Genomic DNA, 425 nt, shown 5'->3' with positions numbered 1-425 from the left:
GGCCCGGGGGCGGAGCCGGGCGGGCCGTCGTTGCCGGTGAACTGGTGCTGGAGCGGGGCGACGTCCTCGCCCCCCGCGTCCGATCCGGGCCAGATGGCGGAGAGCTGACCGACCTTCTCCTCCAGGGTCATCCGGGCCAGCAGATCGGCCGCGCGTTCGGCGGCGGACAGCTCCGTGTCCTGCCAGGGGTGAGGCATAACGCTCCTTGATGACGTGCCCGGACGGGGATGACGTGCCCGGGCGGCGGTGGGTGGTGCCGTTCGGCGGGGTCGGCGCGGGGTGCCGTCCGCCCCGTGCGCGACGCGGTGTCCCGCCGGGGACCGCGACGCGATGGACCGGGTGGGCGCGGCGTTCCGGCCCACTGGGCCGGTCCGTACCCGGGTTCCCGCCGTGGTCCCGGTTCGGGGGCGGGCGGGGGCGACGAA

The 425-nt window shown here is 76.9% G+C and carries 1 protein-coding gene; it reads right to left on the bottom strand.

All coding sequences use genetic code 11. The features are described 5' to 3' along the window. A partial coding sequence (locus FOE67_RS28375) for a hypothetical protein (RefSeq protein WP_182667642.1) occupies nucleotides 1-197 on the bottom strand: 197 nt, incomplete at its 3' end. Nucleotides 198-425 lie beyond the last annotated feature (228 nt).

Origin of the sequence: Streptomyces calidiresistens, assembly GCF_014141525.1 — a bacterium.
Lineage (GTDB): Bacteria > Actinomycetota > Actinomycetes > Streptomycetales > Streptomycetaceae > Streptomyces > Streptomyces calidiresistens.
The sequence above is the reverse complement of the archived record's forward strand: the minus strand, read 5'-3'. Positions and strand labels throughout refer to the sequence as shown.